Annotated in this window: 15 protein-coding genes; 11 read left to right on the forward strand and 4 right to left on the reverse strand. The window is 43.8% G+C overall.

What is annotated here, in order from left to right; genetic code table 11:
• Window positions 1–1,610 precede the first annotated feature (1,610 nt).
• Window positions 1,611–1,967: a DUF1292 domain-containing protein gene (locus tag DW015_RS11325; RefSeq protein WP_022286619.1), complete on the forward strand. Its 357-nt coding sequence runs from the start codon at window positions 1,611–1,613 to the stop codon at window positions 1,965–1,967.
• A gap of 553 nt (window positions 1,968–2,520) precedes the next feature.
• On the opposite strand, the gene DW015_RS11330 is transcribed toward DW015_RS11325, so the two are convergent.
• Window positions 2,521–3,348 carry a sporulation initiation factor Spo0A C-terminal domain-containing protein gene (locus DW015_RS11330; RefSeq protein WP_181979912.1) on the reverse strand — a complete coding sequence of 276 codons (828 nt, stop codon included), beginning with the start codon at window positions 3,346–3,348 and terminating at the stop codon, window positions 2,521–2,523.
• A gap of 614 nt (window positions 3,349–3,962) precedes the next feature.
• Here DW015_RS11330 and DW015_RS11335 point away from each other — a divergent pair.
• The 5 genes from DW015_RS11335 (at window position 3,963) to DW015_RS11355 (ending at window position 11,701) form a co-directional block, all read left to right on the forward strand.
• Window positions 3,963–4,379: a PH domain-containing protein gene (locus DW015_RS11335; RefSeq protein ID WP_117905692.1), complete on the forward strand. Its 417-nt coding sequence runs from the start codon at window positions 3,963–3,965 to the stop codon at window positions 4,377–4,379.
• A 68-nt stretch (window positions 4,380–4,447) separates the two neighbouring features.
• Complete coding sequence (locus DW015_RS11340; RefSeq protein WP_117905693.1) at window positions 4,448–5,518, forward strand: FkbM family methyltransferase; 1,071 nt, start codon at window positions 4,448–4,450, stop codon at window positions 5,516–5,518.
• An 11-nt stretch (window positions 5,519–5,529) separates the two neighbouring features.
• Window positions 5,530–8,001: a glycoside hydrolase family 2 protein gene (locus DW015_RS11345; RefSeq protein ID WP_117905694.1), complete on the forward strand. Its 2,472-nt coding sequence runs from the start codon at window positions 5,530–5,532 to the stop codon at window positions 7,999–8,001.
• Between the two features lie 131 nt (window positions 8,002–8,132).
• On the forward strand, window positions 8,133–9,866 hold the full coding sequence (locus tag DW015_RS11350) for an ABC transporter ATP-binding protein (protein WP_278306220.1): 1,734 nt from the start codon (window positions 8,133–8,135) through the stop codon (window positions 9,864–9,866).
• Window positions 9,866–11,701 carry an ABC transporter ATP-binding protein gene (locus DW015_RS11355; protein WP_117905695.1) on the forward strand — a complete coding sequence of 612 codons (1,836 nt, stop codon included), beginning with the start codon at window positions 9,866–9,868 and terminating at the stop codon, window positions 11,699–11,701. Before DW015_RS11350 ends, DW015_RS11355 begins: the two co-directional genes overlap by 1 nt.
• A gap of 142 nt (window positions 11,702–11,843) precedes the next feature.
• On the opposite strand, the gene DW015_RS11360 is transcribed toward DW015_RS11355, so the two are convergent.
• Complete coding sequence (locus tag DW015_RS11360; protein ID WP_117905696.1) at window positions 11,844–13,040, reverse strand: acetate kinase; 1,197 nt, start codon at window positions 13,038–13,040, stop codon at window positions 11,844–11,846.
• 232 nt (window positions 13,041–13,272) lie between these two features.
• Here DW015_RS11360 and DW015_RS11365 point away from each other — a divergent pair, with 232 nt between their 5' ends.
• The 3 genes from DW015_RS11365 to DW015_RS11375 are packed head-to-tail and all read left to right on the forward strand — an operon-like array spanning window position 13,273 to window position 19,595.
• Window positions 13,273–14,436, forward strand: a complete 1,164-nt coding sequence (locus DW015_RS11365; protein WP_117905697.1) for a nucleotidyltransferase family protein — start codon at window positions 13,273–13,275, stop codon at window positions 14,434–14,436.
• Window positions 14,437–14,456: 20 nt separating this feature from the next.
• Window positions 14,457–18,557: a lectin like domain-containing protein gene (locus DW015_RS11370; RefSeq protein ID WP_117905698.1), complete on the forward strand. Its 4,101-nt coding sequence runs from the start codon at window positions 14,457–14,459 to the stop codon at window positions 18,555–18,557.
• Window positions 18,558–18,584: 27 nt separating this feature from the next.
• The gene (locus tag DW015_RS11375; RefSeq protein ID WP_181979913.1) at window positions 18,585–19,595 is read left to right on the forward strand and encodes a cadherin-like beta sandwich domain-containing protein; all 1,011 of its coding nucleotides are present in this window, start codon (window positions 18,585–18,587) and stop codon (window positions 19,593–19,595) included.
• Between the two features lie 215 nt (window positions 19,596–19,810).
• On the opposite strand, the gene DW015_RS11380 is transcribed toward DW015_RS11375, so the two are convergent.
• Window positions 19,811–20,674, reverse strand: a complete 864-nt coding sequence (locus DW015_RS11380; protein ID WP_117905700.1) for a polysaccharide deacetylase family protein — start codon at window positions 20,672–20,674, stop codon at window positions 19,811–19,813.
• Window positions 20,675–20,853: 179 nt separating this feature from the next.
• On the opposite strand from DW015_RS11380, the gene DW015_RS11385 reads away from it, so the two are divergent.
• The gene (locus tag DW015_RS11385) at window positions 20,854–22,959 is read left to right on the forward strand and encodes a methyl-accepting chemotaxis protein (protein ID WP_117905701.1); all 2,106 of its coding nucleotides are present in this window, start codon (window positions 20,854–20,856) and stop codon (window positions 22,957–22,959) included.
• 43 nt (window positions 22,960–23,002) lie between these two features.
• Window positions 23,003–24,076, forward strand: a complete 1,074-nt coding sequence (locus tag DW015_RS11390; RefSeq protein ID WP_117858469.1) for an ATP-dependent 6-phosphofructokinase — start codon at window positions 23,003–23,005, stop codon at window positions 24,074–24,076.
• Between the two features lie 172 nt (window positions 24,077–24,248).
• On the opposite strand, the gene glgA is transcribed toward DW015_RS11390, so the two are convergent.
• Window positions 24,249–25,691 (reverse strand): glycogen synthase GlgA, encoded by a 1,443-nt coding sequence (glgA, locus tag DW015_RS11395; RefSeq protein WP_022286605.1) that lies wholly within the window; start codon window positions 25,689–25,691, stop codon window positions 24,249–24,251.
• Window positions 25,692–25,894: the final 203 nt, after the last annotated feature.

A 25,894-nucleotide genomic window follows, 5' to 3' on the forward strand; every position in this document is an offset into this window, starting at 1 on the left:
TATATTTCTATTATACCACATTGTCTAACAAAAGGGGAGCATTTCAGACCGCAGGGTGCTTTATTTATTCTTGATACGTTGTAGGGGACGACGTCCTCGACGTCCCACCCCTTACACAAAAAACTTAACTATGTGATATCTGGATACACCACATAGTTAAGTATGTACGTTCATATTGATTATGCCATTGGTATTACGCCCTTCTGAAAATTCTAGTCGTAAACTCATGCTAAATTGTACTTTGGACTCACGCCTTTCAGTAAAATTCTGTCCGCATAATATAAGCTATTCCATTGGATCTATTTCCTTTCGGTAAAAATAATCTCTAAGTGCAAATTACCTTTCCATTGGATTTATTTCCTTTCAAAATATTAAGTTATGCCTCAGTGGATAAAACTTAACGTGCCATCGGACTTAACACCTTTCGTGAAATTTATTGTCAATGAAATTTATTACATTTCCATTGGAATTATCGCCTTTCGCATAATTTCAAGATCTTATGCTTACCATATCAGATAAGCCTTGCTGAAGTAACTGGCGGATTCACCTCCAAATATCAGATGTTCAAAAGCCTTGAGTGCATTTTCATAACGCACCACTCCTTCAGTATTTTATATGATCTTTAGAAAAATCTTAGTCAGTAAATCAAATCGGTAAGAGCATTAAGCTCGTAAATTTCTTGGCGGACTCACTCCATTCTATTTCATGTTCAAGTTCCTTTTGTGCATTTTCATATGCACCACTCCTCGAAATTTATTTGATTTTTATAGCTCTTTGAGCTTTTTATGTTCAGAAGCTAAATTTTACATTGGAATCACTCTTTCAGTTTATTTCTTTACCTCTGAAAAGCTGAAATTGTGCATTGGAAACACTCCTGTCTAAATTTTATTTGCAAACCTTCTGTAACCGATCATGTCGATCACTCCTTATATAAAAGTTGCAAAATATTCAATTGTAAATTTGAGAGTATCCTTAAATTGCAGTAACTCTGTGCTGTGATTAATCCATGAGGCTCTGCAATTTCTTCCTGTGTAAATCATATATGTCTGGATTCCTGTCAGCTCATTCGTCTGCGTCTTGATCCTTTTTTACTTTAAGAAATTGCCGAGCCTATGGATACTCTCCTGGATCTCTGATGCGTCCATTGGACTCGCTCCTTTCATATCTTATTAGGTATCCGATGAGCCTGCCCGCCTGCTGAACTGTAGTGTACCTAGTGTCGGGTATATGCTGTGTCCACCGATCTGCCTGTGATATATAAGGAAAACCTCTCGCCTCACTTTGCTTTGCCGTGCCCTCTGAAATCGTTACTGTATCGTCAGACCGTTGACCGTTTCAGCGAACCCTGTTGTCTGCTTTTGTTTGGCTCTTTGTTTTTCCTTGACTATACTATACCACATCTTTTAGCACTTGTCAATAGTTTTTCTCAACTTTTTTGTATATTTTATATTTAATATTACTTTTACAAAATGCGCTTGACTTTGATTTTGCAGTGTAGTATAATTAAAGTGTTGCGGTGGTCAGAAACAGTCTTTCTGTTCTGATTTTTTCGATATATCCCACTCAGAAAGTGCCGATATACCGCACAAGATCATGTTAGGAGGATAATTATGGATAACGAGTTTCTGCCGGACCTCTACGAGCTGGAGGACGAAAATGGTAATAAGCAGACTTTTGAGCTGTTGGACGCAATGGAATATGGTGACGAGAAGTATTATGCTCTCACTCCTTATTATGAGAACGGTGACGAAGCCCTTGAAGATTCAGGCGACGTTGTGATACTCAAGGCTGAGTATGACGAGAACAATGACGAGATACTTGCTTCTATCGAAGATGATGACGAGTATGAGAAGATCGGTCAGATGTTCATGGAGCGTATCGATGAAATGTTCGAGTTTGACGATGAGGACGAAGACGATGATTGCGGCTGTGGCTGCGGTTGTCACGATCACGACCACCTGTCATAAGAAAAATATCTCAGCATATAGGCTTGTCAATATGTAAAATGTACAATTTTATGTACTTTGATTTGCTGAAATTACCTATTGATATTATGGATATGTTGTGATATACTAAATAACAGAAAAAGTTTCCTGCCTTGTGCGAACAAGCACAGTTATTATAAATCCAACACTTCTAAAAAGGGATTCAGACTCTGGAAATGGATTGCAGACCTCCCGAACGAAACCGCATTTGCCGTTTCGGAAACGGACGAAGGGAGCGTGAAGCTTTCAGGCTGTTTTACCCACCCTGCTTTTATAGCGGGTTTATCGGCTGTGCGACGGCAAGGCGGCTTTTACTTAAACACTGAGCGTACCGATTTTTCGGTACGCTTTTTTGTGTCATAAAAACCATGTCGGCATAAAATGAGATAACGGAGCGTCTGCAGTGATCGTATGACAGTGGGTGACGCAGCCGAAGATCTGCGTCCGCAGGGCAGCCCGTTGTCATTTACTGCAGGACGTTTCGTTTATATAGAAAAAAGCCGCTGTGCCTGTGGGCATAACGGCTTTCTTCTTGTCAGATAAATAAATTACTTTCGCTAGTATGTTCAGCGGTGGCTGATAATGCCTTTTCCGCTGGATATTTGCTGTTTATGTATTCGGCGGCAACGAAAATAAATTCGCTGTTAGTGGGGTAGTGGTCAGGTCTTATGGCGAAATTACCGAATATCTCGGCTTTGTCTTTGTCCTGAGCCTTTTCCCAACCGATCCTTATGGCGGTGCGCATGTTTCTTTCAACGCTTACTGTGGTTACTCCATGTGCCGCCGCTATCTCTGGATAAATGACCTTTGTAACACGTCTGTTGGCTTTGTCTGTCGTAAGAGCCATTTTTATTGCCTCTTTGATGTAGCCATAGCCGTTATAATTTGGAGTTATGCACAATCTCTTCATCACGGTGGATATAGCAGATTGTATGTCGCCATTGGTGTACCACTCGTCAGTGCTTCGTGTTATTGTGATGTTCGGATCTGCAGAATCGTCAGGACACTGAAGCGCTCTGAGTGCGTTTTTGATATCCGCACAGCTTAGAGGACTTTTTATTATCCTGTCTGCATATTTTGCAAGTCCATTGTTTCCATTGTTGGTTTTTCTGCCGGAAAGCATGATTATTTTCAGCTTAGGACAAGCCCCTTTGAGATTTTTGCACAGCTCGTAGGGAAACTCCGTTATTTCTGAAATTATCAGAAAATCAGGCTTGCTTTTAAGTGCCTCAAGCTGTATCTCCAGTGGATTGTAGTCTGACTGAGCAACACTGTACCCCTGTTTTTTCAGATAGTCTGCCACCTTCATGCCAGTCTGATTGAGGCTTCCGACAAGGATTTTGATCACGTCTTTTTTACACATTTTAATTCTTCCTCCAATTTTTTTATTTTTTAACTTTATACTACACTTGCAGTATAACATTTTTACGGTATAATTTCAAGTTTTTTACTTAATTTTCTTGCTTTTTGTACTATGTTTTAAGAAACACGCAACAATCTATACATAGTAAATAAACAAATGTCGGTTATGACTAAATTTCGATTGAGATAATTGTGCAAATATTGTAATTAGCACAGAGAAAATATGCTTTTGTGTCGTTTAAATCAATATATTATATGAATAAATTGACAATTCACTATATTTTACATCAACTTTACATTGTTATGAAAGCTTATTCTATGTAGAAAAAAGTCGAAAACGCCAGCAAAGATTGCTATATGATTAATAAAATATTAAGATAAATGTATGATTTTATATTTGTTAATATTTGCGAAATAATATAGAAATATATAAGTGAACGGTATTTTTACATGGCTTTTACAAAATATAATTTCTTGACAAAAGCTTTATTGCGTGGTAAAATATACGGGAGGATCATTGCAAAAAACATGGTCAGCAGCTTTTTTGTGCCACCAGTTTTCAATGATGTCTTTGTAAAAAATTATAGATCATGTTGAGGGAGGCGACGTCGTTTTATGAAAAAAGACGTTATCAATTACATTTGGACAGATAAGAAAAGAACGATTTTTGGTCTGCCTGTATCATTTACAAGATATTTTCTCACAGAAGATAAGTTTATAACACGCAAGGGTTTTCTCAGCATAGAGGAAGACGAGATTGACCTTTATAGGGTCATCGACAAAAAGCTTGTCCTGCCGTTCGGACAAAGAATGTTCGGCTGTGGCACAATAGTAATGAATGTCAAAGACGTTGATACGCCTGTTAAGGAAGTCAAGTCCATAAAAGCACCAAGAGATGTGCTTGCACAGCTTGATAAGTATATCAATATAAATCGTGATAGATACCGTGTAAGGGGCAGAGATATGGTCGGCGGTGACGGCGGTCATTGCCATGATCATGATGATTTTGATATCCATGACGATATCATATAAAGTTCTATAAGAATAAGGGGCTTTCGCAGATCTTTCTGTGAGAGCCTTTTTTGGAGAGGAAAGTGTGAATGTTTTCAAAAGAGTATTTTCAGTCCCTTGAAAGCTCGTGGGACAGGCTCAAGACCTGTGAAAAGCCCATATTCATATACGGCATGGGCGATGGAGCGGAAAAGCTTCTTGATGAATTTGATAGACTTGGCATAAAATGCACAGGTGTTTTTGCAAGCGACGATTTTGTCCGTGGACAAAGCTTCAGAGGGTTTAAGGTGCAGACTTTCTCACAGGTGCAAGCGCAGTTTGGGAATATCACAGTTGTGCTTGGCTTTGGCACGAGCCTGCCTGAGATAATGGAGCGTATCGACAATATTGAAAAGAGCTGCGAGGTCATAGTGCCGGAAATGTGCGTTGCAGGCGATGAAAATTTCAGCAAGGAAAAGCTTCTTTCAATGTATTCTCAGGCTGAAAAAGCTTACCGCCTTTTTGATGATGATATTTCAAAGCTTACCTTTGAAAAGCTGACAGCGTTCAAGATAACAGGCAAGCTTTCTTATCTCCGTGAGATATTTACGGATAAGGACAAGATAACCGAGATACTTCCCCTTGGAGAAAACGAGATATACTGCGACTTGGGAGCATACACAGGCGACACTGCCGCAGAGCTTATCTCACGCACAGGGGGAAAGTATGAGAGAATATATGCCCTCGAACCTGAGAGAAAAAACTTTCAGAAATGCCTGAAAAATCTAAAAGCCTATGATAATATAAGCCTTTACAATGCCGCCGCATGGAGCATTGATACCGAGCTTTATTTTGCAGGTGGCGCAGGCAGACAGGGCAGAGTAGATACCGCAGGAAAAAAGGTTCGTGCAAGAAGTCTGGACAGCGTTCTTGCAGGCAAAAAATGTACCTATATAAAATATGACGTTGAGGGAGCAGACTTAGAAGCTATCAAAGGCAGTGAATATACCATTTCACGCTATGCTCCCAAAATATGCAGTGCGTTGTATCACAGACCATATGATTACATCACCCTGCCTCTGTATATAAACAGCCTTTGCAAAGGATACAAATTCTATATCCGTCAGGAAAGATACTACCCCGCATGGGAAACAAACCTTTTCTGCGTTCATGATAAATAAGGAGAAAAATAATGAGTATAACAGTAAGCCTTAACGATAACTGGAAAATGAAAAAAGCAGGCTCGCAGGAGAGCTTTGACTGCAAAGTGCCATGCTCTGTATATAAGACCCTGCTTGACTATAAAAAGATACCCGACCCATATTATCGTGAGAACGAGTATATCTCAACACAGATATGTGATGATGATTACGATTTTGAAACTACATTCACCGCAGACAAGGCCGCAGTGGAGTGCGAGCATACTGTCCTGCACTTTGACGGCATTGATACCATAGCAAACGTCTGTCTCAACGGCATTCACCTCGGCAGAGTGAACAATATGCACAGAGTGTGGGAGTTTCCTGTCCATGGTATTATCAAAGAGGGGGACAACACTCTCACAGTGAAAATAACCTCGCCAAACAGATACATAAAAGAAATGGACGAAAAACGTCACCTTTGGGGCGTTGACTCCACCATGACAGGCTATACACATATAAGAAAAGCCCATTGTATGTTCGGCTGGGATTGGGGTCCAATGCTCCCTGACATGGGAATATGGCGCAGTGTATCCCTTATCGTCCCAGATGCAGGGCGTATACTTGACGTTTACTACAGCCAAAAGCACACCGATAACAAAGTGACTTTGAAAGCCCTTTTGCATATAGAAAACCACGGCTGTAAAAAAGCTATGGTGGAAATATCCGACCCGCAGGGCAATATCGCCGCAAAATCCGACATAAGCCTAGAGAAAAGTTCAGAATATTATGAAACAGAGCTTGTGATAAACGACCCTCAGCTTTGGTGGGTGAACGGCTATGGCGAACAGCCACTCTATAGCTGTGCCGTGACTTTGTATGATGAAAACGACGCTTGCACAGATAAAAATACACAGCGCATAGGTCTTAGAACTTTAACTGTCAGCCGTGAAAAAGATCAGTGGGGCGAGGAATTTTGTTTCATAAACAACGGCGTGAAGATATTTGCCATGGGCGCAAACTATATCCCCGAAGACCAGATAGTCACACGCTGTAACGAGGAGAAAACAAGAAAGCTCCTTGCAGACTGCAAGGCCGCAAACTATAACTTTATAAGAGTGTGGGGAGGCGGTTATTATCCTGACGAGTATTTCTATGACTACTGCGACGAGAATGGTATCATAGTATGGCAGGACTTTATGTTCGCCTGCTCTGCATATCTGCTCACAGAGGAGTTTGAAGAAACTGTCCGTGGGGAAGTTCGTGATAATGTTATCCGCCTGAGAAACCACCCGTCCCTTGGTCTGTGGTGCGGCAACAACGAGATAGAATCCGCATGGGAATATTGGGGTCTCCCCGAGGACGAGGAAGCAAAGCGTGACTATCTTATCATTTTTGAGGATATTATCCCACAGGTGCTTAAAGCCTATGACCCATGCGAAAACACCTTCTATTGGCCGTCATCACCTTCATCAGGGGGAGGCTTCAAGGACGCTTCCTCAAACCATGCAGGGGATATGCACTATTGGGACGTTTGGCACAACTTCAAGCCTATCGAAGCGTTCAGAGAGTTTTATTACCGCTTCTGCTCAGAATATGGCTTTGAAAGCCTGCCTGATATAAAGACCTGCCGTGCCTTTGCCGGCGAAACCAAGGGCGACTTTGACCTTTGCTCACCGGTTATGGCGGCACATCAGAAGTGCGTTCAGGGCAACGAGAAGATAATGTACTATCTCGCTCAAATGGTAAGATATCCATATGATTTCAAAAAGCTCATCTATTCCTCACAGCTCGTTCAGGCGGATTGCATACGCTCGAATGTTGAGCATATGAGAAGAGCAAGAGGCAGATGTATGGGCTCTGCCTATTGGCAGGTGAACGATTCAAACCCTGTTATCTCATGGTCAAGTATCGACTATTTTGGCAGGTGGAAAGGTCTGCATTATTATGCAAAGCGTTTTTACGCTCCATGCCTTATCTCCTGCGACGATACCCATAGAAAAAAGCCTGTCCTTAACATATCCAACGAACGCATGACAGCCTTTGAGGGCATAGTAAGATGGACGCTTAGAAACAATAAAGCTGAAATTCTGCAAAGTGGAGAAAAATACGTGAACGTTCCGGCTCTTACCGCACAAAACGTCCTTACTATCGACCTTTCAGACGAGCTTAAAAACCGTACCGACCCTCGTGAAAAATATCTGGAATATTCCATTATGGAAAACGGCAAGGTGTTGAGCTTTGGCACAACCCTCTTTGTGCGCCCGAAAGAATTTACCTTCCTTGAGCCAAAGATAACCTACGGCATATCAGAAAGCGAGGATAAATTCGCCCTGACATTCTGTGCTGAGAATTACGCCAAAAGCGTCTGCCTCAGCCTAAAAACCGCAGATTGCGTTTTCTCTGACAACTGGTTCGATATCCACGGAAAAGAGCCTGTTACCATAATGATAGACAAAGCCTCCCTCAGCAGAAAAATGACAGCGCAGGAGCTGTCCGAGGAGCTTGAGATAATGCACAATTAGGGCTGTGACACTATGTTGCCGGCATGGAAAATTTGATGTTTATAAACACGCAATGCTTGTGCTTTGCAAATGTACATATCAAGCTATCCTGCGTATAAGTAGCCTGAAATAAAATTTTAGGAGGAACTGCTTTGAAAGTAAAACTAAGCAAATACTTGAAGCCCTATGCACTGTTTGCGGTGCTGACACCTCTATCCATGGTGGGAGAAGTGCTGGGCGACCTTCTCCAGCCAAAGCTTATGTCAAAAATAGTTGACGATGGCGTGCTGGGTCAGGATATGGATCTTATCATAAGAACGGGACTTCTCATGCTCCTTGTTCTTATAGGCGGCGGAGCTTGCGGAATTGCGGCTTCTGCATTCGGTGGGATAGCTTCCCAAAGCTTTTCACGAGATCTGCGTGTGGACGTTTTTAAACGTGTCATGGGGCTTTCATTTGAACAGACCGACAAGTTCACAACAGGCTCATTGGTAACACGTCTTACAGCGGATATAACCGCCATTCAGCAAATGGTGGACTTCATGCTGAGAATGTTGGTGCGTGACAGCCTGCTGTTCTTCGGCGGAATAATCATGATGCTCACTCTGAATGTTCGCTTTGGAATAATAATCCTATGTGCCTTGCCTGTTGAGATAATCATGATGATAATAATTCTCAGAAAGGCAAACCCATACTATTCTATCGTTGCAAAACGTCTTGACACCGTAAACTCTGTGGTTCAGGAGAACGTCACAGGCGCAAGAGTAGTAAAAGCCTATGTGAGAGAGGATACAGAAGAAAAGCGTTTTGACGATGCAAATATAAGCCTTATGGAATCAAACCTCCGTGTTCAGACCCTTATGGCTATCCTTCAGCCGCTTCTTATGATAATACTCAATCTGTCTGTTATTGCCGTTATAGTTATAGGCGGCTGGCAGGTGCAGGCACAAGCTATGAAGGTCGGTGAGGTCATGGCGGCTATTACATATCTTACGCAGGTACTGCAGGGTGTAATGATGATGTCAATGATGTTCCAGACTCTTGCAAAGGCTTCCGCATCTGCAAACAGATTGAGAGAAGTCCTCGAAACTGACCCTGTTATAAAAAGCGGTAGCGTTTCCCTTTCAGATAAAACAGGCGGCACAGTGAGCTTTAAAAACGTTTCATTCTCCTATCCTGAAACCAAGGGCAGACCTGTTATCTCAGACCTTACCCTTGATATAAAGTCAGGCGAGAGCGTCGCCATACTAGGTGCAACTGGTTCGGGAAAATCCTCCCTTGTGAACCTTATCCCAAGATTTTATGACTGCACAGCAGGAGAAGTCCTTGTTGACGGCGTAAACGTCAAGGACTGCAAGCTTGACGAGCTTAGAAAGAAAGTTGGCATAGTCCTGCAAAAGAGCGAGCTTTTCTCAGGCTCAGTTGAGGACAACATAAAGTGGGGTGACAAAAACGCTGCCCATGAGGAGGTCATCTCCGCCGCACAGGCAGCTCAGGCTGACGAGTTCATTCAGAAAATACCTGCAGGCTATGAGGGCATGATAGCAGAAAAGGGTGCTTCACTGTCAGGCGGTCAGAAGCAAAGACTTTCTATCTCAAGAGCGGTACTTAAAAAACCTGAGATACTCATTCTTGATGATTCCACCTCCGCCCTCGACCTTGGCACAGAAGCAAAGCTCCGTGCCGAGATAGACCGCAAAATGAACGGCACTACCCTTATCATAATCGCACAGCGTATCCAGAGCGTAAAATCATGCGACAGGATAGCCGTCCTTGACCACGGCAAGCTTTGTGCCTGCGATACTCATGAAAATCTGCTAAAGACCTGCGAGGTATATCAGGATATCTACGCTTCACAGGTAAAAACGTCAGGAGGTGAAGTGTAATGCCTCCAATGCCTCCAATGGGACCCGGCGGAAGAAAACCGGGCGGACCTCACGGTGCAAGGCTCACAATGGAAAAGCCTAAGGACGCAAAGAACACCCTTAAAAAGCTTATAGGCTATATAGGCAGGAACAGATATCTGTTTTTCGCTCTTATCGGTGTAATGCTCAGTATAACTCTGCTCAATCTTGCCGCACCGTCAATACAGCAGATAGCTATAGACTGCATTACTCTCACCAAAAAGAAAACAAGCGTTGACTTTGGTGCGCTTGGCAAAACGCTCATAGGTCTTGGGGCAGTTTATCTCCTGTCCTCTGTTTTCACCTATATGCAGGGAATATTCTCTGCAAAGCTTTCACAGTACACAGTAAAGACCATGCGTAAAGACTTGTTCTCAAGCCTTGTAAGACTTCCTATAAAATATCTCGATACCCACAGTCATGGCGATATAATGAGCCGTATGACAAACGACGTCGAGAATATCTCCACAACTATCTCTCAGTCTATAGGCTCGCTCATCTCAGGCGTGCTTACAATTGTGGGAACAGTTGTCATAATGCTTCTGTATTCACCGCTTCTTACCCTTATCTCACTGTCTACAGTGTTCCTTACCATATTCGTTTCAGGCGTTCTCACAAAGTATATGAAGAAATACTTCATCAAACAGCAGGTGCTTCTTGGCGAGATAAACGGCGAAGTGGAAGAAATGGTCGTTGGTTATAGAACTGTGGTTTCCTATGGCAAAGAGCAGGACGCTGTTGACAAGTTCGAGAAAATGAGCAACAATCTGAAAAAATGTGGCATAAAAGCTCAGATATTCGGTGGTGTAATGGGTCCTTGCATGAACTTAATATCCAATTTCGGCTTTATCCTTATCGCTGCATTTGGCGGCTGGTTCGCAATAAAAGGCTTTATAACAGTGGGAACTATTCAGGCTTTTATACTCTATTCAAAACAGTTCTCACGTCCTATCAATGAGATTGCAAATCAGTTTGCAAATATCCAGACTGCAATAGCAGGTGCAGAGCGTATCTTTGAGGTCATGGACGCTGATAAGGAAACTGACGAGGGCAAGGCTGACTTTGAGGTGGAAAACGTCAAAGGCGATATCGACTTCAAGCATATCGACTTCTCGTATGTTCCTGAAAAGCAGGTGCTGAAAGACCTTGATCTTGAAGTAAAAGCAGGTCAGAAAATAGCCATAGTCGGTGCAACAGGCTCAGGCAAGACCACCATAGTAAATCTTCTCACAAGATTTTATCCCGTTGACAGCGGTGAGATAACCATAGACGGTCAGAGCATTTACGATATCCCGAAAGACAAGCTCAGACGTTCCATAGCCATAGTTTTGCAGGATACAGTGCTTTTTAAGGACACCATAGAGGAGAATATCCGCTACGGCAGAGAAAACGCCACCCTTGATGAAATAAAGGCGGCGGCAAAGTTTGCGAACGCAGACGAGTTTATAGAAAGACTTTCCGAGGGTTACGACACAGTGCTTGCCGAGGGCGGCTCAAACCTTTCACAAGGTCAGCGTCAGCTTCTCTCCATAGCAAGAGCAGTGCTTGCCGACCCGAAAATACTTATTCTTGACGAAGCCACTTCCTCGGTTGATACCAGAACTGAGATGCACATTCAGTCCGCAATGGTGGCTCTTATGAAAAACAGAACCTCCCTTATCATCGCTCACCGACTTTCCACTATTCGTGACGCCGATAAGATAGTCGTTATCGACGGTGGACGTGTTGCAGAGCAGGGTAGCCATGAGGAGCTTATCGCCGCCAAGGGCTGTTACTACAGACTTTATCAGACGCAGTTCTCAGGCGTTAAGACCTGATACAATGGTGTTTGGAAAACGTATATAGCCAATATCGTACATTCAAACAAATCAAGGCACAGGAAAACCTCTCCTGTGCCTTTTTATGCGCAAAAAAAGGACGGCTCTCATAAGAAAGCCGTCCTTAATGTTATCTGAAATATTACTTTGTAACAAGTGCCAGAGTATCTCTTGCAATGAGAAGCTCTTCGTTTGTTGGGATAACGTAAACCTTTGTCTTAGACTCGTCAGTGGAGATCTCCTTGAGTATTCCACGGCAGAGATTCTTCTCAGCGTCAATGTGGATACCGAGGATATCGAGATTTGAGCAAGCAGCCGCTCTTACCTCAGGTGCGTTCTCACCGATACCGCCTGTGAAGATAACAGCGTCAAGACCGTTCATTGCAGCAGCGTATGAGCCTATGAACTTCTTGATCTGATAAGCAAATATCTCGCTTACGATAAGCGCTCTCTCATTGCCCTCGCTTGCAGCAGCCTGAATATCTCTGTTGTCAGAGCCGATACCAGAAAGACCAAGGAATCCTGACTTCTTGTTCATGTATTCTGTCATCTGGTCAGGTGTGAAGCCCATTTTCTTCTCAACATAGTCAACAGCAGAAGGGTCAACAGAACCGCAGCGTGTGCCCATTACAAGACCGTCAAGAGGAGTGAAGCCCATTGATGTGTCAACAGACTTGCCGCCGTTGATAGCTGTGATAGATGAGCCGTTGCCAAGGTGGCATGAAACTATCTTAAGATCCTCGATAGGCTTGCCCATTACTCTTGCAAGCTCGCCTGAAACAAATCTGTGTGATGTTCCGTGGAAGCCGTATTTTCTTACATGAAGATCAGTGTAGCACTCATATGGCAGACCGTAGAGATAAGCCTTTCTTGGCATTGTTGAGTGGAAAGCAGTGTCGAATACGACTACCTGTGGTGTGCCTGCTGGGATAACTGCCTTGCAGGCTCTCAGTGCAAGAGCGTGTGGGTGGTTATGTACAGGTGCAAGCTCAGCCAGTGAATCGATCTGGTCGATAACTTCGTCTGTTACAAGGCAGGTCTCCTTGAATATCTCAGCACCCTGAACTATTCTGTGACCAACGGCTGATATCTCAGACATAGAGTCGATGACCTTTGTTTCGCCTGATGTGAGTACCTCAACGAGCTTTTCAAAAGCCTCAGTGTGAGTAGGGAAATTGCAATCCTCCTCGATGTGTCTGCCGTCGCCTGTCTTTGCGCTCACATGACCGTCGATACCGATACGGTCGCAGTTGCCCTTTGCGATAACAGACTCGTCCTTCATATCCAGAAGCTGATATTTAAGTGATGATGAACCTGCGTTTACAACTAAGATTTTCATTGGAAAAAATCTCCTCCCGATTATAATATGTCAGATAACGGGCTTGACTTTAAGCCCATAATATCATATACTTATAGTATATCAATATTAATGATAAATTTCAAGAGCTTTTTTCATAAATATACATATTGCACAATTTTTTTACTAGGGCTTAACATATTAGTATCATAATTCGCAGTAAGCTTTTGAAAGACGGAATAAAATAAGCATAGGGTAGAAAGAGGAGTAAAAAATGAAAATTGCGGGAATAGTTGCGGAATATAATCCGTTCCATAACGGACACAAATATCAGATACAAGCCACAAGACAGGCTGGCGCAGAGGGTATCGTCGCAGTAATGAGCGGCGATTGCGTGCAGCGTGGCTCAGCGGCTGTTTTCTCAAAATATGACAGAGCGCAGGCGGCGATAAGAAACGGTGCAGACCTTGTTATAGAACTGCCATGCCCGTTCTCATGCTCAAACAGTGAGGTCTTTGCAAGAAGTGCAGTAAGGCTTCTTGCAGGTCTTGGGGAGGACGTGGTAACGACCTTGTCTTTCGGCTGTGAAAGCGGTGACAGGAACGCCCTTGAACAGGCGGCTGAAATATCCGCAATGCTTGAAAATTCACAGCAGGTCAGAGAGCTTTTATCTCAGGGAAAGACCTACCCGCAGGCTATGTATGAAGCCTCCATAGGTCTTTATGGCAGAACCGCCGAGGAGATATTCTCCACACCCAATAACGTTCTTGCAGTGGAGTATATAAAGGCGGCAAAGCGTATAGCCCCATGGCTAGTGCCTTATGCTGTAAAGCGTGAGGCTGTCGCACATGATTCTCAGGCAGAGTCCGGTAATTTCGCTTCGGCTTCTCATATAAGAGAGCTTATAAAAGAGGGAGGCGAGTGGCAGAGATTTGTTCCATATGATTTTGAGGGCTGCAAGCCGTCCTTTACCCGGCAGGCAGGCAGAGAAATGCTTTTCAAGCTTTGTACTGCTTCAAGAGAAGATTTTCTTGCCCTCCCTGACTGCGACGAACACCTTGCCAACAGATTTATGTCTGTCGTAAGCTCCTGCCCTGAAACTATGGATATCTTTGAACAGCGTATAAAGTCAAAGAATATCACCATGGCAAGAGTAAGAAGAATGGTCCTGCACCTTGTTCTCGGCATCAGAAAGGACGATATCAGACAAGTGCCATACGGCAGGATCCTTGCCTTTAACCGCACAGGCACACGCATACTTGCACAGGCTGAGAACAGAACTCTTGAGTATGATACCTCGCTGAAAAAGCTTGAGGATATCTCCGATTATGCAAAGCGTGTTGCTTTCCTTGAAAAGAACGCAGTAAGACTTAGAGAAACAGCGACATACGGCAGATGTATTTCAAACGAGTATACAAGAAAGATAACCATAACCTGAGATAAACAGGAGGGCGGAAAATGAGAAGAATGAAAGGTGCGGCAGGGCTTTTGACAGCTTTGCTCTTGGCTTTTCAGCTTTCGGCGCAGACTTTTGCACTTGCCAACGAGGATAACGGCATAAAAGTCGTTCCCGTAAACTTTACCCATAACGGCTATAGCTATGAGATAGAGGGCGTGACCAAAAGCACAGACGGTGACTATCAGATAAAGTCCCCTGCAAGACTATCCGCCCGAAAGCTCCCATCCACCTATGACCCAAGAAGCTCAGGAGAGATCACAACAGTAAAAGATCAGGCTTCAACAGGTGCTTGCTGGGCGTTCTCAGCCCTTGCCTGCGCAGAGCAGGATCTTATCAAAAAGGGGCTTGAAAACCCCTCCGCAGAATTTTCCGTGCCTGCCTTGGTGCTTTCCTCAAATTCAGGCACAGCCACAGGTAAAGACGATTTCTCATCAGGGGGAAACTGGCTCTTCGCAGCTTCCGCCCTTGCAAATGGTCAGGGACTATGCTATGAGGATTTCGAGCCGTTTTTAGAATTCGGCACAGAGAATATGATAGTTTCCGAAAATAAGAAAAGCGTCAGCGAATACAGGCTGAATTATGTCATGGAGCTTTCAAGCACCACGCAGGTGAAGCGTAAAATAATGGAGCTTGGAGCAGTTTCCGCAAGCTATTTTGCAGGAAATGGCTATATGAATCATAACAATACTGCCTACTATGATCCCGACGCCTCAAAAAACACTATCATAAATCATTCCGTCACAGTGGTGGGCTGGGACGATAACTACAGTAAGGATAATTTCAAATATAAGCCTGCCAATAACGGCGCATGGCTTGTGAAAGGCTCGTGGGGCGCAGATCAGGACAATGACGGCTTCTATTGGGTGTCCTATGACGAAGCCGAGTTCGGACAGTTTTGCTGTTATGACTTTGAAGAAAGCTGTGATAATACATATCACTACAGCAAAATGACAGGCTATGTTGTGAACGCCAGCAACGACGGCTCTGTTTACGGTGCAAATGTTTTCACCGCTAAAGCCGATGAAAAGCTTGATAAAGCAGGCTTTATGTATGTGGGCAAAACGGGCAGTGCGGATTACACCCTAAGCGTCTATACCGACGTTTCCGACAGCGACCCTATAGGCGTCCTTGAAACGCAGATAAGCGGCTCGGTGTCCGCAAACGGCTTTTATACAGTTGACTTTCCCGAGGATATCCTCCTTAAAGAGGGCGAGAAATATTCCATTTCAGTGAAATTCAGCGGCGACAGCGGCAGGGGATATCTCCTTGCAGAAAGCGACCGAACATCAAAGGCACAGTCGGGGCAGAGCTATGTTTCCCTTAATGGCAAATATTGGTCTGACGTTGGAGCAGATAAGACCGACTCCATAGGAAGCCTTTTTATCTATGCTTACACTGACGATACTGCAAAGCCCGATAAAAGTTCACTTGAAAGCACCCTTGCGAAGTACGGCACCTTTGCAGGCTGTGAAAGGGAAGCAAACAACGCCCAAACGGTGCTTGCAGACGAGAACGCTTCTAAAAATGATATCTCAAACGCACAAAAGCTCCTTATTTCCGCCGCAGAAGAACAGGACGAAGCCCTTGTTATAACCACAGAAGCCCAGTGGGAAAGCTTTGCAAAGCGTGTCAGCAGTGGCGAAAGCTTTGAGGGCAAGCTAGTCACCCTTGAAGGCGACCTTGACTTTGACGGGAAAACTATCTCACCCGTAGGCGATTCTGAAAACCCATTCATGGGCTATTTTGACGGCAACGGACACCTTATAAAAAACGCAGTTATCTCCTCAGGGGAGTATTCAGGGCTTTTTGCATACATAAAAAATGGTGCAGAGATAAATAACATTTCCCTGAAAAACTGTATAGTGAAAGGCGATTACGCAGGTGGAGTAGTGGGCTTTTATCAAGGAACAGCCATAAAAGCCTGCACCTTTGACGGCACCGTGTCAGGAGAAGTCTATTCAGGAGGCGTCATAGGAAGACAATCCTGCGGTATCATAACAGAGTGTTCTTCAAACCTAAAGGAAAACAGCTCCGCCATTACAAATGCCTTTATAGGAGGCAGGGATATTGCCGTTTCCGTTGTGAACGCATACGGCTGTTACAGCAATGACAGCGACAGCCTGGTTTCAAGCCTTTCTGCAAAAAATGCACTTTCTCAAGGGGCATATGCAATGAACACCTACGGTGAAAAGTTCAAAGACAGCGCAAAGTGGACAATGGACGGAACTCTTGTGCGCCAGACCTCATATAGCGAGCAGGCTTCCCATAAGATAACATTCTCCGCTGTGGCACAGACCATAGAAGTCTGCACCGACTATGCAGGCAAAGCCGTGTTTCCGAATGTGAACGTTCAGCAGGGCTACACTCTCGGCTGGTATCGTAAAGGCGAACCTGTGAACAGCGACACAGTTTTCACAGAAAACACCACAGTTTCCGCAAAAGTCACCCCAAGTGACAAAGCAAAGATAGATTATATCCTTAACGGTGGCGAAAACAGCCCCCTCAACCCTGATGAGCTTGGCGAGGGCGAAACCGCACAGCTTTCCGCCCCCACAAAAGAGGGCGCACAGTTCACAGGCTGGTATGCCGACTCACAGCTTGAGAGCGAGCCTATAACGTCCGTGAGCTTTTCAGACGGCTCAAAGACGCTTTATGCAGGCTGGAAAGTCAATACCTGCAATGTCGATTTCACCGATATAAACGGCACAGTTTTGTCATCTCAGACCATAGAATACGGCAAAAGTGCCGATCCGCCCAAAGCACCGATCATAAAAGGCAAACGCTTTGCAGGCTGGGATAAAGACTTTTCAAAAGTTACAGCCAATATGACAGTGCAGGCGGTCTATACCGACAGAAAGCTTATAAAAGACTGCGATATATCAGGCTTTAAAACACATATGACATTCACAGGCTATGAGCTTGCTCAAAGCAGTATAACGCTTTCCTATGGCGATACCACTTTGACAAATAATAAAGACTATACCATTGACTATGCCGATAATATAGCCGCAGGCAAGGGCAAAATGATAATAACAGGCATTGGCGGATACAGCGGCACTATAGCCAAAGCATTTGACATTCTTCCAAAGTCCGCCCAATTGACAAGCGTCTATTATGTTGATACGCTCTCCTATACAGGCAAGCCCATAATACCTGACGTTATGGTAACAGACGGAGGAAAATTTCTTCTTCCTGAACATGATTATACTGTTTCCTATAGCTCAAATACAAAAATAGGCGTTGGAAAAATGATCATAAGCTTCATGGGCAACTATCAGGGTACGATAACAAAAACTTTTACCATTTATCCTGCAAAACAGGAGATACAATCTCTGCAAACAAGATATAAAGGCTTTTTTATCGACTTTGCTCAGAAAGGCTCAGCCACAGGATATGAACTGCAATACAGTACACGCTCTGACTTCGCAGGTGCAAAAACCTCTATTATATCCTCAAACAAAACGGATAAAAAGACAGTTTCAAACCTGACGACAGGGAAGAAATATTATGTAAGAGTGCGTTCGTATACAATAGTCGGCGGCAAGCGTTATAACGGCGCATGGTCTGATACAAAGAGCGTGACCACCGCAAAATATGATATTGCCAAAGCTAAGGTAGCAGGCATAAAAAACAAGTCTTTCACAGGCAAGAACATCACCCAAAGCATAACAGTCACATATTCTGGCAAGACCCTTAAAAACGGCACAGACTATACAGTGAAATATTCCGCCAATAAGAATATAGGCACAGCTAAGGTAACAGTAACAGGAAAAGGCTCGTATGGCGGAGTGATAACGAAGTCTTTTGTCATCACCCCTGCAAGGCAGACCATACAAAAGCTCATGCCGGTGAAAAAAGGCTTTTATATAGACTATGCACAGAAAGGCTCTGCTACAGGCTATGTGATATCCTATGCTGAAAATATATCTTTCAGCGGTGCAAAGACAGTTAAGGTGACCTCAAATAAGACCGACAAAAAAACCGTAACAGATCTTAAAAGCCAAAAGACATATTTCGTCCGTGTGAGAAGCTATACAGCCACAGGAGGCAAGACCTATTTCGGACAGTGGTCTGATATAGCCAAAGTTTATACCAAATAATTATCCATGTTATCGGGAGGGATAGCAATGATCACAAAAACAAAGCTTGTAAAAAGAATATTCTCATCGCTCTTGACAGCCGCACTTGCAGTTCCAATGACGGCTCTCACTGCCCATGCAACAGGGGAGGCTTTCTTCTATCCGCCTAAAAACCCCGTCATGACCGATCAGCAGTTTGAAGTGTCCGTGACATTTTCTGCAGATTCAGAGATAGGAAGCGTTCAGGCAAATATCGCCTATGACGATTCCGTTATAGAATTTGTGTCCAGCGACAACGCCTCAGGCGGCGGAGGAGTTCTTACAGTAAACGGATTTCCTGATACCCCCTCTTCAGAAGTGGATTTCAGCTTTACGTTCAAAGGTCTGTCAGCAGGAAATGCAAATATAAGCCTGCAAAGCTGTCAGATATATTCCCCTGATTCAGAGCTTATCGGCTCTCCTACCGCCTATTGTGTCATAACAGTTGGAAGCGATAAGGTGGAAACCAAGACCGAAACAGAAACCACGACCACCACCGAAAAGACCACCACCACTACCACTAAGACAGCCCCTTCAAACGGCATACCCGATAAAGGCGTTCTTACAGCTCTGACAGTGGATAACGGCGAGCTTTCTCCTGCCTTTGCCTATAATGTCTATAACTATACAGTGAACGTTGACAATTCCGTTACCAATGTTGAGATAGAGGGAACAACAGCAAGCCCCTCTGATTACATATGGTATACAGGCACAAGCGAGTGTCAGGTGGGCGAAAATGTACGAACCATAACCGTCACAGACGTTGACGGCAATACCGCCACCTATACTGTCACCATAATAAGAGCCGCAGGCGGAGATGAACAGCAGACCCAGACCGCCCAAAAGAAAGACGGTTCCGATACTTCATCTGCCGTGTCCAAAAACGCAAATGTTATGGACCAGTATAAAAAGATGCTCAATACCGCCCTTGCTATCGTCCTTATTGTCCTTGTTATTGCACTTGTCGTAATAATTATCTGGATAAGAGGAAAGATCAAAGGCGGCAAAAAGGATAAATAAGTTCTGTGTAAAGAGATGATAAACAGCCAAAAGTGGCGTATCAACGTGCTTTTGGCTGCTTGTGACAGCATTTTTCACTCTGCTTACACGAATACACATTTTTTTTACAAAAATCACACAAAAACAAGTATAATTTCGACATCTGCCAGAGTATAATATAAACATGCTGATGGTGATTCAGTTTAGAGAGTGGCTCCAATAGGGGCTGCTTTTTTTTATGCTCCAAAAACTTTTTCCATAAATTCTTCTGTGGAGATGATCCCGCTGCGATTGTATCTGTAAAGACCAAAAAGGCAGTGTTCATCTTCTTTTTTTATTATATTGATTTTTTCCTCTACTCCAAGACTAGCCTCAAACCCCATGTTCTTTACGAGCCGACTTGCACTTTCGCAGGTTATGCCGAAAGGATAGGTGTAAACGTTTGGCTGAAAACCACAGTGTTCATCGCAAAGCGTTTGAAGCTTCGTGGTGTCATTAAGAAATACCTTTCGGTAATCCTCATAGCTTTCCCCCTCCAGCTGACCGACTCCACGCCTGCCTTCAAGATTGTGCATATCGTAAGAGTGATTGCATATCTCCACATGACCGCTGTCACGAAGCACCGAAACGTCCTGCCAGTCAAGATAAGAGTAAGCAGGATCAGGCTCAGCCTCCTCGCAGGCAGCGTCAGTGTAAGCCCCTACAATAGATACAGTGGCTTTCATATCGTATTTTTCAAGAAGCGGCAGAAGATATTCTCTGTAGTTGTAAGTGCCGTCATCAAAGGACAGTATAATAGGCTTCTCAGGCAGCTCGCCCCCACGCTTCACATATCTTATAACGTCATTTACAAAAACAGTAGTGTAGCCGTTCTGCTTCAGATAAAGCAGATCCTTTTCAAGCTCGATAGGCGTTATGACATATTCACCGCTGCGATCTTCGTTTTTTACGATGCTGTGATACATTATGATCGGAAGCTTTATCCCATCTGTTTTTTCTTCTTTTGCAAAGGTCGGCATAACAGCCACTGCCGCCAGCATAGAAAGTACAGCTATAACGCAAAGCATCACCCTTTTTCTTATCCTCAGACTTATGTACATATTTTTTTTACCCCCTTTTTACCTATTCTTATTCACCTCCATATCATTAATTGCATCATAAGTTCACAAAAAATATGCTTGTGGTACTTGAAATAATTGTGCAATTATGATATAATAAACACGTAATATCGCAGTGTTGTGTGCTGCGTTAAAAACAAGTTCATAAGGGGGAACTGTATATGAAAACGTTGCGTTCAAAGCTGCTTTTGGCAATGCTTTCAATCGCACTTATCATCACGGTGCTGCTCAGCTTGGTTTCCGTGTATTTTATAAACGTTTCAGCAAAGGATACGCTCAAAAGCACCGCTGAACCACTGGCTGTTCAGGCGGCTAAGAATTTTGACTCGACGATCAGCTCTTATACGAATAATATAGTTTCGACCGTAAAGTCTGATTCTTTTTTAGAGGCAAAAACTGACGCTGACAGACTAAAGGCGGTAAAAAGTGGCTTTGCAGACAACACAGGCTTCTATCTGAATTTTACAGTTTTTGACAGCAACGGTATTGTGCTTGCAACAGATAATGAAATGGTATCATCATCAGTTGAAAAGGAGCACATCATAAGCACTTGCGAAAGAAGCTCGGCTTATATAACCGATATATATACCTTTGGCGGTAAGAATTATTTTTCTATACTTGCTTCAACAAAGTCTGGCAACACAGAACAAAAAGTCGCTTGTATTACCATTCAGAGCGATATGCTTATCAATGCTCTTAATGAATATACCTTCGGAAAATCCGGCTATGTTTATCTTGTTGGTAAAGACGGAGAGATCCTTCTTCATAAGGATACAGATCAGATAGGTAAAAATGCCCTTGAGATCGGTAAGAAAGATGAAGAATATACGGAAGTGACAAATGCCGTTGAGAAAATACTTGCAAATAATAGCGGTACAACAGAATATAAATTTAAGGATAACAATTATATCGTGGGCTATTATGGTTCGTCATATTTTGACGGTACTGTCGTCATGGTTACAAATGTTGCCGACTTCACCACTGCAAGCTCCAGCGCACTTACTAATATCATTGTAATGGGCGTTGTGCTTATGTGCCTGACGGTGCTGTTCTCTCTGCTTTTTGCAAAGAGGATAACAAAGCCTATCATTTCTACCACAAACAGACTTCGTTCTCTCGCACAGGGCAACCTTACCGACCCTGTTGACGTGTGGTATTCAAAGGACGAGCTTGGCGTCCTTTCAAACTCTCTGGAAGAAACTATCGTCTGCCTCAGACAGTATATCAACCTTATTACAGTGGCTCTTACCCAGATATCCGAGGGCAACCTTTGCCACAGAATGGAAGGCACTTTCAAGGGCGACTTCTATAAGATAAAGAGTACGTTTAACGAGATACTCGACTCTCTGTCTGATACCTTTGCTTCTATCAATATGTCAGCCGAGCAGGTGAACTCAGGAGCGGTTCAGGTGTCAAATATCGCACAGTCTGTATCACAGGGTTCTACACAGCAGGCTTCCGCGATCGAGGAGCTTTCCGCTACCCTCAGCGACGTTTCAAAGCAGATAACTCAAAACTCTGAGGACTCTAAGAACGCTTATAATATCGTACTTAAAAATACCGAAGCCGTTGACAACTGCAACAGCGATATGGGCAACATGGTAAATGCCATGAATGCTATCCATACAGCTTCCGATGAGATCTCAAAGATAATCAAGGTCATTGACGAGATCGCATTCCAAACAAATATCCTTGCCCTTAACGCCGCCGTAGAGGCCGCAAGAGAGGGTTCAAAGGGCTTTGGCGTGGTAGCGGACGAGGTAAGACGTCTGGCATCAAGATCAGCCGAAGCCGCAAAGCAGACCGCTTCACTTATCGAAAACCAGTCTGCCGCTGTTTCAAAGGGCTCTAAGATAGCCGAAGAAACTGCTGATTCACTGAACAATATCGTAAATAATTCAAATACTATGAGGGATCTGGTAAAGAACATTTCAGACGCTTCTGAGGCACAGGCAGAAGCTATCGTTCAGGTAAATACGGGAGTAGACCAGATATCAGCCGTTGTATCGGCCAATACCTCGACTGCAGTCGGTTCAGCTTCCGCAAGCGAAGAGCTTTCAAGCCAGTCGCTCATACTAAAGAATATGATAGCACGTTTCAAACTTAGCGAGAACAGTGAAAAGGATAAGAAAGAGCATCAGACTTCAAGGTTCACATATATTGACGATGAGCCGGAAAGCGAGGCCACCCCTGAGGAAACTCAGCAGGATATCACTCCTTCCGACGAAGCCGATATAGAAGATTTCAGCACAAGCGATAAGTATTGATATCGTTGATAATGATAGAATTTCATTGAAAGGACTTGGTAAAATGAAGAAAAGAATAGGCATACTCACAAGCGGAGGAGATTGTCCGGGACTTAATGCAACTATCAGAGGCGTTGCAAAGGCTTGCTATGAAAAGTTTGGCGAAGACGTCCAGATAATCGGCATAGAGGACGGCTATTACGGGCTTATCAATAATATGTGCAAGGAAATGAAGCAGTCTGATTTTTCTGGTATCCTTACAACAGGCGGAACTATTTTCGGCACAAAGAGAACGCCTTTCAAGAAAATGCAGGTCATCGAAGAAGATAACGTGGATAAAGTAAAGGCTATGAAAGAAACCTATAAAAAGCAGAAGCTCGATTGCCTGCTCACCTTGGGCGGCAACGGCACTCATAAGACCGCTAACCTCCTTTCAACCGAGGGACTTAACGTTATCGGCCTGCCAAAAACTATCGACAACGATATCTGGGGCACAAGCGTAACCTTCGGCTTCCATACCGCAGTGGATACCGCCACAGACGTTATCGACAGACTTCATTCCACAGCCAATTCCCACGGAAGAATACTCGTTGCAGAAATAATGGGCAATAAAGCCGGCTGGCTCACCCTCTATTCTGGTATCGCAGGCGGTGCAGATATAATAGTGATCCCTGAGATACCATACGATATAGAAAAGCTTGCCGAGGCTTGCGAAAAGAGAGAGTCAAAGGGCTTCTCTATAATGGCAGTAGCTGAGGGTGCTTTTGATAAAGAAGAAGCAAAGCTTAAAAAGAAGGAAAGAGCAAGACTTCGTGCAGAACAGGGTCTTACAACTGCTACCCCTAGAATTGCAAAGCAGATCGAAGAGCTTACAGGCAGAGAAACAAGAGTTTGCGTGCCTGGTCATATGCTTAGAGGCGGCAGTCCGTCAGCTTACGATAGAGTTCTCGCCACAAAGTTCGGCGTCCATGCCGCAGAGCTTATCGCAGCCGATAAATACGGCTATGCAGTGGCAATGATAAATGAAGTTGTGTCAGAAAACCCACTTTCAGAAGTCGCAGGCAAAACAAAATTCGTACCTGCCGACCACCAGCTCGTCAAGACCGCAAAGGCTCTGGGCGTTGCTTTCGGTGACTGATAAATGCAAAACAAAAGCGGTGCAGCCTAAACTGTGCCGCTTTTTATGTTTGTTTCCGTAGCGGTGATCTGAGGTCGTTCGCCTGATTCCCAACGTATCATACGCCTGACCAAAACCATATCATATAAGAAAAGCTCCGCATTTTTCCTGCGGAGCTTTTCTTGTATCTATCTTAGCCGATAAGCCAGTCATACATTTCCTGATATTTGTTAGCAGAAGCCTGCCATGAGAAATCCTGTGCCATTGCAGATTTGATAAGTCCGTTCCATTCGTCACGTCTGTCATCAAATATGTACTTTGCGAACATAACAGTGTTGTACATCTCGTGTGCATTGTAGTTTGCAAAGCTGAAACCAGTGCCGGTCCTCTCAAACTGATTGAACGGCTGAACAGTATCTCTCAAACCGCCGGTTTCACGAACGATAGGCAGCGTGCCGTAACGCAGTGACATAAGCTGTGAAAGTCCGCATGGCTCGAAAAGGGACGGCATAAGGAATGCGTCAGCAGATGCGTAAATACGGTGGCTCATTTCCTCACTGTAGTAAATGTTAGCCGAAACTCTGTCAGGATACTTTCCTGCAAACCAGCGGAACATATCCTCATATTTCTGCTCGCCAGTGCCAAGCACAACGAACTGTATGCCCTGTTCGCACATTCTTTCCATCATGTATGCAATAAGGTCAAAACCCTTCTGATCTGTCAAACGGCTAACAATGCCTATCATAAAGCGATTGTCGTCCTGCGCAAGACCAAGCTCAGCCTGAATTGCTCTCTTGTTGTGTATCTTCTTCTCAAGCACGTTGTCGTAATTGTATCTTACAACAATGTTCTTGTCAGTGTCAGGGTTGTAATCAACGTAGTCGATGCCATTTACAATACCACGAAGATCGTTAGCCCTTGCCCTCATAAGTCCGTCAAGACCCTCGCCGTAGAACTGAGTCTTTATCTCCTCTGCGTATGTGTTGCTGACAGTTGTGATAGCGTCAGCATAAACAAGACCGCCCTTGAGCATATTTCCGTCAACGCCCGTTCTCAGCTTGTCGATAGTGAAGTAGTAGTCAGACAGACCTGATATCCTCTTGAACTGCTCAACGCCGTCATTTCCCTGAAATTTCAGATTGTGTATAGTCATAACGGTCTTTATGCCACGGAAGAAATCTCCCCCTGCAAAGCTGTCATGAAGATATACAGGTATAAGACCCGTCTGCCAGTCGTGACAGTGTATAACGTCAGGACGGAAATCAAGAAGAGGCAGAGCAGAAAGCACAGCTCTGTCAAAGTACATGAACTTTTCTATATCCCAGTGATGCTCAGTGTAAGGCTTGTCACCGGTGAAATAATGTTCGTTGTCGATAAAATAGAACGTAACGCCATCATAAACGCATTCAAGCACGCCCACATATTGGCTCTGACCTGCAAAGTCCATGTAGAAATGCGTTTTGTACTGCATCATGTCTTTCCACTGCTGTTTCATGCAGGAATATTTAGGAAGAATTACTCTGACATCATAATACCTCTTGTCAAAGCACTTAGGCAGAGAGCCGACAACGTCAGCAAGACCGCCTGTCTTGATAAACGGAACACACTCCGAAGAAGCGAACAAAACTTTTTTCATATTCAAGTTATCCTTTCCAACTTAATTTCTTGAATTTTCAGGGCAATAATTATCGCTATTGCCAATGTGTACATAACAATTATAACACTTTTTGTTGAAAACGTCAAGAGCAAAACCTCGTTTGCACCATAAAAGCACAGTGATGAAAAATTAATAATTATGTTAGTTTGTCAATGATATTGGACACGATAGTTATTGAAGAA

Source organism: Ruminococcus sp. AF37-20 (assembly GCF_003460465.1).
GTDB classification, from domain to species: domain Bacteria; phylum Bacillota; class Clostridia; order Oscillospirales; family Ruminococcaceae; genus Hominimerdicola; species Hominimerdicola aceti.